We start from the raw sequence: 11,479 nt of genomic DNA, 5'->3' as shown, positions 1-11,479 counted from the left end.
TACACGCTTGCATAAAAAATCAATTACAACATGGAAACAGCGATAGAAACCAAATGGATAATGGCCTGCTATGTAGATGATGTGCCCGAAAATGGCGGATCGTGCATTAAACATGGCGATGAGCAGATAGCGATATTTAATTTTACCCGCCGCAACGAGTGGTATGCCACTCAAAATCTTTGCCCACATAAGCAGCAAATGGCTATTTCGCGGGGAATGATTGGCAGTACTGGCGAAAGCTGCGAACCAAAGGTGGCCTGCCCGTTTCACAAAAAAGCATTCTCGTTACTTACCGGCGAATGCATCGGCGAGGAAGAACTGGCTATAAAAACCTACCCCGTTAAAGTAATTGACGGAAAAGTATTTATAAGCGTAGCGTAGCTAAAGGCTGGTATCCTGAGTAAGGGCAAATAATTTATCCAGGTCGGTTATACTTATTTTTTTGCCATTGGTGGTAACAATGCCATCTTGTATCAGCTCATTAACCACTCTAAAAACGGTTTCGTAAGTTGCCCCCGCAAATGAAGCCAGATCCTGCCGGGTAAGTTCGATATTAACATGACCTTCATCATTAGTCCCAAACTGATCTTTAAGGGTTATTAAGGCGTGGGCTACACGTCCCTTTACCGGCATGTGCGCCAGGTTGCGCATTTTCTTTTCTGCTTCCTGCAGCTCATCAGCAAAAAACAACATTAATTCATAAGTAAATTGAGGATTTACTTTTAAGGTAGCCTCAAAAAACTCCATATCTATATAACATATAATACCAGCCTCTAACGCAGTTGCCGAAATAGGATAATGCGTAGCATGCTTGCCCAAAACCCTATGCCCAAAAATAGCTCCCTTATTGGCAAAGCGGATAATTAGTTCCTTATCGGCTCCCCATTTTTTATGAACCTTTACATTACCCTCGTAAACAAAGTAAATCCCGGTAACCGGGTCGCCTTCACTAAAAATAACCTGTCCTTTTTTAACAACGAAGTTTTTTTTATTGGCCGCAACCGCCGGCAGCCACTCTTTAATGCAGCTTTTACACAAAAAACAAGTTTGATTATCGCACTGAGCCTTTTTTTTCATTTCAGGATATAAATTTTCTATTTACCAGCACTAAAAACCAGTTAAATTATATTTTGTTCGAAATTATCGAGTTTTAAACMTAAATAATTCAATGAATTTATATTTTTCATCGAATTTATTGCAAAAAATTCATTTTACATGCATTTAAAAATTATCAAAAACAMATTTTAGTAATTTTTTAAKGTAATAAATTTAGATTTTTGCTAAAAAATCAACATTTACATGATTTTAATCATAAAAATCAACTTTAAATCGAATTAATTTGCATCTAACCATGAAATAAGATATATTTATGCTAATTAAATGAACATTTAAATAAAAAAGAAGTCGCTTATGGTAAAAATCAAAAAAATATAAAAAAAGCCCTGCCGGGAGGTCGCATTCCCAGACAGGGTTAGTCCAGTTTTTAATCGCTTTAACAAATAAAAAACCAACTCAAATGTACAAAAATGTATCTAATCAATACACCATTGGTAAAATTCTATTAATTATATCATGTTTTGTTTCCTATAATGCATCGGCACAGCTATCTGTAACCGGGCAGCTTAAAACAAGGGGCGAGTTACGTGATGGTTATGGAACTTTAGAGCCAATTGGTAATAAAACCGCGGCCTTTGTATCGCAACGAACGAGGCTTACCTTTAATTATAAAAGCAGCCGCCTTATTTTCCAGGCATCCGTACAGGATGTAAGGCTTTGGGGCCAGGATGCATCAACCATCACTATTAATGATGGTAATCGTTTAGGCGTTCACGAGGCCTGGGCCGAATTAGTCCTCTCCAATAAAAAAGACACCTCTTTCAAATTCTCTCCTGTTGATTATTTTGCCATTAAAGCAGGCCGCCAGGAACTTGTTTATGACGATGAACGCCTGTTAGGCGCATCAGACTGGTTGCAGCAAGCCCGCAGGCATGATGCACTCGTTTTTAAATTACAGCAATCGGGCTGGCAGCTTGACCTGGGCTTAGCCTTTAACCAAAGCTCCGATGCTACTAATTACAACGGCACCTATTATACGCCTGCAAACGTGCCCGCGACGGTAAAGGATAGCAAAGGCAATTTGGCCAATACGCCGGCCGGCCTTATACCGCTGGTTAATGCTGCAGGCATTAGCTCAAAAACAGGAAGCCCATCATTTTTAAACCCACCGGGTACCAACGGCTTAAATCAAAACTACAAGTCGCTTGAATATTTATATGTTGCCAAAAAAATCAATAAAACAAAAATATCCGGTCTGTTTTTGGCAGACCAATTTGGCAAGTATAAGCTCGATTCGGTAAAAAATGTATCTGGCACAGATGAAGGTTACATTTACGGCCGCCGCTTTAACCAGGCCGGTGTAAATACAAGATATACAACCGGTTTACTGGTAAACCCCGTATTTGGCGATAAAGACCAATGGGGCATAAACGGAGGTTTTTATTACCAGGGCGGCCATGATAAAGACGGCCTTGACCTGAGCGCCTATACCTACACAGTGGCCTTATTATACAAAGGAAAAAACTGGGGCTATACCGCAGGCTGGGATTACCTTTCAGGCAACGATGCTTTATCAACCTCAAAAACCAACCACCGGTTTGATCCGCTGTATGGTACACCGCATAAATTCTGGGGCTATATGGATTTCTTTTACGCTGGCAGCGGTTCGCCAACAGGCGGTTTAAGCAACCCTTATTTGAAAATCAAATACCTTTCAGATAATAAACGTTTTAGCACCGAACTGGCTAACCATTATTTCCTGTTGGCCCAGGATCAAAAAGGGACAGATGGGCAGGCCGTTGGCAAATACCTGGGTACCGAGTTTGATTTAACCAACAGCTATAAGCTTAATAAGTTTACTACGGTTGATTTGGGTTTATCATACATGGCAGCAACCCGTAGTATGGAATATGCCAAAAGCTTAACGCCGGGCGCCAACAAGCTACACCCGTTTTGGGCCTACCTGCAGCTAAACATCAAACCGGAATTTTTGAATAAATAATACGGGAGCTTAAAGCAGAAGGCTTTAGGCCCAAAGCAAAGAATGGTAAAAATTAAAATAAAAACACTAAAAGCTTTCGGCCTTGCGCTTTCAGCTTTTAGCTAAAAAAACCGATCATGGAAAAACAACTGACCAAACTCAATATATTTTCATTAAAAGGCGTTCAAATGCGCACCTTCCATACTACCTGGCTTATGTTTTTTGTGTGCTTTTTTGGCTGGTTTGGCCTGGCACCATTAATGCCAACCATACGCGCCGAACTGCATTTAACCAAAGCACAGGTAGGTAACACAATTATAGCATCTGTAGCGGCAACCATAATTGCCCGCCTTATTATTGGTAAGCTTTGCGATACCTGGGGGCCACGCAAAACGGCTGTTAGATTACTACTGGTAGGCTCATTGCCGGTATTTTTTGTAGGGCTGGCGCATGATTACACTTCGTTCCTGTTGTTCCGCCTGGCTATTGGCGTAATTGGTTCGTCGTTTGTAATTACACAGTTTCACACCTCCATGATGTTTGCACCCAATATAAAAGGTACCGCCAACGCGGTAACCGGTGGCTGGGGCAACCTGGGTGGCGGCGTAACCAATATGGTAATGCCTTTGATTTTTGCGGCAATTGTAGGTGCCGGTTTCACCAAAGCCGAAGCATGGCGCTACGCGATGATAGTACCGGGCGTAATGATGCTTATCATCGCTTTTTTATATAATAAATACACCAAAGATACACCAAACGGCAACTATGACGAAGTAGGCTATGCCAAAACCAACTCCACAAAAACCGATTGGTCGATACTTGCCGACTGGCGTGTTTGGGCCCTCACGATGGCTTATGCCATGTGTTTTGGTATGGAGATTACTTTTGACAACGTAGCCTCGTTGCATTTTGTAGATACCTTCCATTTGTCGCAAAGTTCGGCCGGTTTTTGGGCGGGTATTTTTGGCTTCATGAACATTTTTGCCCGTGCGTTGGGCGGCATCGTATCAGATAAAGTTGGCGGCAAATTCGGCATGCGCGGTAAGGGCTTATTGCTTGCGGGGGTATTGTTATTAGAAGGTGCAGGGCTTATTTTGTTTGCCAGCTCTGGCAACCTTACTGCTGCTATTATTTCTATGCTTTCATTCGCGCTGTTCCTTAAAATGTCAAATGGCGCCACTTATGGTATTGTACCCTTCATCAACAGTAAAAACGTTGGTATGGTAAGCGGTATAGTTGGTGCGGGCGGTAACCTGGGTGGTATGATGTTCGGCTTCTTGTTTAAATCAACAACCATCACTTACGTGCAGGCTTTTACCTATATCGGCATCGCTGTTATGGTAGTATCTGTAATTGTGTTGATAACCCGTTTTCAAAAACAAACAGTTACAAAAGAAGTAGAAGAGCCGATGGTTGCGGTAGCTTAATAAGCCAAAAGCAGAAGGCTGAAAGCCCAAAGCTCTAAAAATTAAAAGCAGTTAGTTTAAGTTCAATAAAATTTAAGAAAGCTTTGAGCCTTGTGCTTTTTGCTTTCAGCTCAAATAAAGCCTTCTGCTTTCAGCACTAAAAAAATGTCTATAAATAAACGCTCTGTTAATACGTTAAAAAGTACCTGCTGTTATTGCGGGGTGGGTTGCGGCGTTGTTATTAATAAAGAGAAAAATGGCAGCATCACTTTAGAGGGGGATAAAGATTATCCTGTAAATAAGGGGATGCTATGTAGTAAAGGGCTTAACCTGCACTACACTGCCAATGATAAAACAGACAGGCTGTTGTACCCGCAAATGCGTTATAACAAAAGCATGCCCATGCAAAGGGTAAGCTGGGATAACGCATTGGAGCGTACAGCGGCTGTTTTTAAAACTTTCATCAACAAATACGGGCCCGATTCGGTAGCGTTTTATGCTTCGGGACAATGCCTTACCGAGGAGTATTACGTGGTGAACAAGCTGATGAAAGGCTTTATAGGCAGTAATAATATTGATACCAATTCGCGCCTGTGCATGAGCAGCGCGGTGGTGGCTTATAAAGTAGCACTTGGCGAAGACAGTGTACCACTTTGCTATGACGACATTGAACTGGCCGATTGCTTTTATGTTACCGGCGCCAACCCCGCCTGGTGCCATCCTATTTTATGGCGACGGGTGGAGGCCCACAAAGCAGCCAACCCAAATGTTAAAATTATAGTAGTTGACCCACGGGCTACCGATACCTGTAGCATTGCCGATTTGCACCTGCAGCTAAATCCCGGTACAGACGTTACGCTTAACCATGCTATTGGCCGGGTGCTGATAGAGAACGGCGATATTGATGTTGACTTTATAACCAAACATGCCGATGGGTTTGAACAATACAGCAAAATAGTATTTGAACGCACACTGGCCGAATCGGCCCGGATATGTGGCGTGAGCGAAAGCGACATTCGCCTTGCTGCCCAATACATTGGCGAAGCTAAAGGCTTTATTTCGATGTGGACCATGGGGCTAAACCAAAGTGCTATCGGCGTAAACAAAAATTTAAGCCTCATCAACCTCAATTTAATAACCGGGCATATTGGTAAACCAGGCTCGGGCCCGCTGTCATTAACCGGGCAGCCCAATGCCATGGGGGGCCGTGAGGTAGGTGGCCTGGCCAACTTACTGCCCGCGCACCGTAACCTGGCCAATCCTTTACACCGCGAAGAAGTACAAAAGTTTTGGGGAGGTACCCAAATAGCCGCCAAACCAGGCCTTACCGCCACCGAAATGTTTGAGGCTTTGAACGATGGCCGCTTAAAAGCCATATGGATCATGTGCACCAACCCGCTAACCAGTTTGCCCAATGTACGCCTGGCCGAAGAGGCACTCAAAAAAGCAAAGTTTGTGGTAGTACAGGAAATAAGCAACAAGCCCGAAACTTTGGCCTATGCGGATGTGATACTCCCCGCCGCCGCCTGGGCCGAAAAGGAAGGCACCATGACCAATTCCGAGCGGCGCATCAGCTACCTGAACAAAGTATTGGACCCTCCCGGTGAAGCCATTCCGGATAGCGAGATTATTTGTCGCTTTGCCAAAAAAATGGGTTACAAAGGTTTTGATTTTAAAAACGCCGCCGAAATTTATACCGAGCATGCCAAACTAACCGCCAAAACCAATATCGATATCAGCGGGTTAACTTACGATATCATTAAACAACAGGGATCGGTACAATGGCCCTATAAAAAACGGAATGTAACTATAGGTACACCGCGTTTATTTACTGATAAAAAGTTTTATACCGAAACCGGGAACGCCTGCATCAGTGCTGTTCCGGATACCCTCACCAGCGAAATACCTGATGAGGATTTTCCATTTGTACTTACTACCGGCCGCATCCGCGATCAGTGGCATACTATGAGCAAAACCGGCAAGGTGAACAAGCTTAACCAGCACATTAAGCAATCGTTTATGGAGATAAACCCGCTTGATGCCATTGAGCTAAACATACAAGACGGTGATGTTACCATTATCAAATCCCGCAGGGGCGAAGTAAGTGTAAAGGCAAAAATTTCGGCCGCAATAAAACAGGGGGTTGTTTTTGTGCCTATGCATTGGGGCAAAATCCTTAATAACGATTTGCACCGCATCAACAACGTTACCAATGATGCGGTTGATCCAATATCAAAAGAGCCGGATTTTAAGTATTGCGCGGTAAGCGTTCAAAAATATAAAAAACCTTTTCAGCGCATTGTAGTGGTAGGCGCGGGTGCGGGCGCGCACGGTTTTGTACGATCATACCGGGAATTGAATAAGGACGATGAGATAACCATTTTTAGCAAAGAAGAATATCCTTTTTATAACCGTGTAATGCTGCCCGATTACATCAGCGGCGAACAAAGCTGGGAGCAGCTGATAAAAATGACCGACGAGGAGGAGCCTGAATTTAAAATAAGGTTGTTACGCGGCGTAAGTATCGAAAAAATAGACCGTGGCAATAAATATGTGCTGGATAGCCGTGGGGTAAAAACCTATTACGATGTACTGCTACTGGCTACCGGCAGCCGGGCGGCTATCCCCAAAAATGTACCCTCGTTACAAGGAATTTTTAGTATGCGCAGCCGTAACGATGCCGATAACTTTAAAAAACATGTACCCAAAAACGGCCATGTGGTTATAGTGGGCGGTGGTTTACTGGGTTTGGAGATGGCAGCTTCCCTCCGCGAAATAGGCGTAACCATCACCATCATCCAGCGAACATCCCGGTTTTTAAACCGACAACTGGATGAACTGGGCAGCAGGCTTTTACATGAGGAAATGGCCGACCAGGGCTGCGATATTTTTTATGATGACGAGGTGCAGCTGTTTTATGGTCGTAGCAAACTAACCGGCATAGGCCTTAAAAGCGGGCGCAAAATTGACTGCGATGCCATGATATTGGCTATTGGCACAACCCCCAACCTGGAGATTGCCAAAGACTGCGGCCTTGATATTAAACGGGGCGTAATTGTAAACGAGCGGCTGCTCACCAGCGACCCTAACATATATGCCATTGGCGAAATTGCCGAATTTAACGGCACGCTGTATGGCATCACCGCTGCTGCAGAACAGCAGGCCGCTGTAGTAGCCGGTTACATGAATGGCGATATTGGCAGCTATTATAAAGGCAGCCTGTTCATGAACATTATCAAAATTCATGGCTTTGATTTATGCAGCATTGGCTTATCTGAATGCCCGAACGATAAAGATTATGAGGAAATAGTATTTATTGATAAAGCCAAACGCTACTATAAAAAATGCATTATTCACCAGGATAAACTGGTGGGCACTATTTTAATTGGCGATAAAGGCGAGTTCCAGGAATTTAAGGAATTGATAGCCAATAAGACTGAACTAAGCGACAAACGCCTCCAATTGTTGCGCAGTGGTAAAACCGCCGAGCCTGTTTTAGGTAAATTGGTGTGCAGCTGCAATAACGTTGGGGCCGATAACATTCGCAATAAAGTGGCTGCCGGCTGTACCCAACTGGCAGATGTTTGCAGCCAAACCGGGGCCGGAACGGGCTGCGGATCATGCAGGCCGGAGGTGAAACGCCTGCTGGAAGAGGTTTTACAGCAGCAATTAATAAAAGTATAAGCAGATGAAAAAAAAGCAACTGATTAAAATAAACCTGCCGGGCGGGGTAGCTTCTGCCGGCGATTTTTACGAAATGCTTATCATCGCCCAAAATGCCGGGGCGATCCAAATTCGCTTCGGTAACAGGCAGCAGCTTTATTTTGAAGTGGATGCAGACCAGTTGGAAGACCTGGAGTTTGATATGCTGGGTGCCGGCATCGATCATGAAATTAATGGCGATCAGTTCCCCAATATTACCAGTTCCTATATTGCCGATGGAATTTTCAACCACGAAAACTGGCTGAAGGAAGGCGTTTACAAAGACATTTTCGACCTATTTGATTATCAGCCCGAGTTAAAAATAAACCTGGTTGACAGCAACCAAACCTTCGCTCCTTTTTTTACCGGCAACTTTAATTTTATCTCGTCGCCGGTAAGTAATTACTGGTATCTGTATATCAGGTTTCCTAAAACCAATATCCTGTATTGCTGGCCTGTGCTGGTTTATTCAGACGATATCCCCGCTTTGTGCAAAGCTGTACAACAGGTAATATTTGCCAATAAGCCATTATTTTATGACCAGGCCGAGGTTAACGCCGGTTTGCTGTATGAATTGGTTGCTACCAATAATCAGTTTGTGATTCAGCAAATAGACCAGCCGTTAAATATCCCCGAGTTTCAGTTACCTTATTATGAGGGTTTTAACAAACAGGGTAATAAATATTGGCTGGGCATTTACAGGCGCAATGAATTGTTTGATATCGGGTTTTTGAAAGATATCTGCAACCTGTGTATGCAAACCCGGGTGGGGCAGCTGTATATCAGTCCGTGGAAATCATTATTGGTTAAAAACATCGAGGCTAAACACAGGCCATTATGGGGCAATTTGTTGAACAAATACCGGGTTAATATACGGCATGCCTCAAACGAATTAAACTGGCAGGTAGAAGACCTGTGCAGCCAATGCCTTGATTTAAAACAACAGCTGGTACGCGAATTTGAGGAAGCCGACCTGCGCACTTACCGGCTCAGCTTCGCTATTAAGCGGTCGCCAAAATCGGGGATCTACGGCTCTGTCATGATCCGCGAGCGCAAGCCAGATGAGTTTGAAATTGTGCACACCCGCGATTTTAACCATAATACCCGCGAATTTGTAGTGTATAAGCAAGGCGTAACCAAAACCGACCTTGGCCGGCATTTGATTGCCCTTTGCGATTTATTTTATGAGCAGCAAAGCAATATTGTGCAATCGGCCACTATTGCAGGCAGGGAAGACATGCACAAAGCAACTCATCAAAAAATAGTACACCAGTGTAAAAATTGTTTCACCATTTATGATGAAGCATATGGTGATGAATTAAACGGGCTTTTACCCGGCATACCCTTTACCGGGCTAAGCAGTTTTGAGTGCCCTACCTGCGGGGCCGGTAAGGAGGATTACAAGGAACTGGTTTGCGTGGCGTAGCAAGTTTGTTTAAAAAACCATCAAGTGTCCCTCTCATAATATTTAATTATACTTGTTATAATTTTTACACTGATGGATGACTTAACCCGCTTTATAAAATATATACAAAGGTTAGTAACACTGTCGCCCGACGACCTGGCCGAATTTTTAGCTGGCTTTAAATTAAAAAAGGTAAAAAAGAAGCAATTCATTATTCAGCCCGACTTTATAGCCAAACACCGGACATATATTCTGCAAGGCGCATTCCGCTCGTACGTTGTTGATAACGAAGGGATTGAACATACCGTTCAATTTGCAATCGAGGATTGGTGGATATCGGATATTAACAGCTTTTTATACCAGAAGCCTGCAACTATGTTTGTGGTGGCGCTGGAAGATAGTATCGTACTACAAATAGACTTCGAAACTGAACGGCATTTAAAACAAGCCAAACATCAATTCGAAACCTTTTTCCGAATGGCTGCCGAACGTACCGCTGCTTTTCATCAGCGGAGGATTATCTCCACCTTAACGCGTACAGCCGAAGAACGGTACAGTGATTTTTTAGAAACATACCCTTCGGTAGCCCAACGCCTGCCACAATATGCTATTGCCTCCTATCTTGGTATGACTACCGAGTTCCTTTCTAAAATCCGCAACCATAAAGTACGCAAAAAGTTGAAGTAGTTCAACCTTATTTCCTAACCTGGTTCATCGTTAATTTTTTACCGGGGTAGCACCTTTGTGTTATTAAAACAACACAAAAATGTCAGGTAAATTAAAAAATAAAGTGGCCGTAGTTACAGGTGGTAACAGCGGCATAGGTTTTGCAACGGCAAAATTATTTGCAAGCGAAGGTGCAAAGGTGGCCATTACAGGCCGCAACGAAGCTACCATAGCAACATCAGTAGCCCAAATTGGCAGTAATGCCATTGGCTTTGTAGCCGACGTGGCCAACATTAAAAGCATCGCCCCTGTTTATGAAAAGGTTAACAACACCTTTGGAAAAATAGATATACTAATAGTAAATGCCGGTATTGTGTACCTGGCACCAATTGCCGATGTTACCGAAGAAATGTTTGACCAGGTAAGCGATATCAATTACAAAGGTGTTTTCTTCACCGTTCAAAAAGCGTTGCCTTATCTTAACGATGGCGCGTCAATCGTTATCACTTCATCAACTGTGGCCAACAAAGGCCTTGCAGGGGGCTCGGTTTACTTATCAACAAAAGCTGCCGAGCGTGCCTTAGTAAGGGCTTTTGCAGCCGAACTTGTTGACCGTAACATCCGCGTCAATGCACTTTCGCCCGGTTCTATTGATACGCCTATATTTAAAAAGGCTGGCTTTGCCCAGGAACAGGAAGATGCCATGAACCAGTTTTTTGTAACGGTAACCCCAATGAAAAGAGCTGGTACGGTTGATGAAATGGCCAAAGGTTTTCTATTCCTCGCATCCGATGATTCATCGTACATGACAGGCGGCGATCTACTGCTGGATGGCGGCTTCCGCGATTTATAATTATGGGATTTATAACCCATTAAACGTTAATTACACCGTTTAAATGAGTTAGAGGGCCGGTTGCAAAAACCGGCCCTTTCTAATATTTTGTTCAAATTAGTGTTGCCTTTTTTTTCCAATAATTCACCAGGGGAACAAAACCCCCCTCACTTCGCCCCTATTTAACCAGGGCTGACGCATAAGAAACGTTAAAAACGGGAGGTGTTGCCAACAAAATGTTGATAAAGAGGTGATAAGTTTAAGGGTTGCGGTTGTCAAAAAGGCTTTCAAGTTTTTTTCTTTGTAAAAAAGAATATGCCCACATCCCTTCACGATCATTTCAGATGGATACCCGATCCACGCACGGGCAATAATAAGAAGCATAATTTACTGGAAGTAATCATTTTATCGGTCTTGGCAGTGTTATGTGG

General features: G+C 43.5%; 8 protein-coding genes. 7 read left to right on the top strand and 1 reads right to left on the bottom strand.

Annotated elements, in window-relative coordinates; all coding sequences use genetic code 11:
* The first annotated feature begins 30 nt into the window (after positions 1-30).
* Entirely contained in the window at positions 31-381 is a 351-nt protein-coding gene (gene nirD / locus AC1DV1_RS10510; RefSeq protein WP_477358511.1) for a nitrite reductase small subunit NirD, read from the top strand.
* Here the strand turns inward: nirD and AC1DV1_RS10505 are convergent, their stop codons facing one another.
* Positions 382-1,077: a Crp/Fnr family transcriptional regulator gene (locus tag AC1DV1_RS10505; protein WP_477358509.1), complete on the bottom strand. Its 696-nt coding sequence runs from the start codon at positions 1,075-1,077 to the stop codon at positions 382-384.
* 439 nt (positions 1,078-1,516) lie between these two features.
* Here AC1DV1_RS10505 and AC1DV1_RS10500 point away from each other — a divergent pair, with 439 nt between their 5' ends.
* From AC1DV1_RS10500 to AC1DV1_RS10475, 6 genes are all read left to right on the top strand, one after another.
* Positions 1,517-3,058 (top strand): alginate export family protein, encoded by a 1,542-nt coding sequence (locus AC1DV1_RS10500; protein WP_477358507.1) that lies wholly within the window; start codon positions 1,517-1,519, stop codon positions 3,056-3,058.
* 116 nt (positions 3,059-3,174) lie between these two features.
* Positions 3,175-4,464: an MFS transporter gene (locus tag AC1DV1_RS10495; RefSeq protein ID WP_477358505.1), complete on the top strand. Its 1,290-nt coding sequence runs from the start codon at positions 3,175-3,177 to the stop codon at positions 4,462-4,464.
* 144 nt (positions 4,465-4,608) lie between these two features.
* Complete coding sequence (locus AC1DV1_RS10490) at positions 4,609-8,127, top strand: molybdopterin-dependent oxidoreductase (protein ID WP_477358502.1); 3,519 nt, start codon at positions 4,609-4,611, stop codon at positions 8,125-8,127.
* A gap of 4 nt (positions 8,128-8,131) precedes the next feature.
* A complete protein-coding gene (locus AC1DV1_RS10485) occupies positions 8,132-9,571 on the top strand; it encodes a rubredoxin (RefSeq protein ID WP_477358500.1) in 1,440 nt (479 codons plus the stop codon).
* A gap of 72 nt (positions 9,572-9,643) precedes the next feature.
* Positions 9,644-10,237 (top strand): Crp/Fnr family transcriptional regulator, encoded by a 594-nt coding sequence (locus AC1DV1_RS10480; RefSeq protein WP_477358498.1) that lies wholly within the window; start codon positions 9,644-9,646, stop codon positions 10,235-10,237.
* A 79-nt stretch (positions 10,238-10,316) separates the two neighbouring features.
* A complete protein-coding gene (locus tag AC1DV1_RS10475) occupies positions 10,317-11,069 on the top strand; it encodes an SDR family oxidoreductase (protein WP_477358496.1) in 753 nt (250 codons plus the stop codon).
* The last annotated feature ends 410 nt before the right edge of the window (positions 11,070-11,479 follow it).

The sequence above is a fragment of the Mucilaginibacter sp. P4_D1 genome (assembly GCF_056401935.1).
This window is presented reverse-complemented; position numbering and strand designations above follow the sequence as displayed.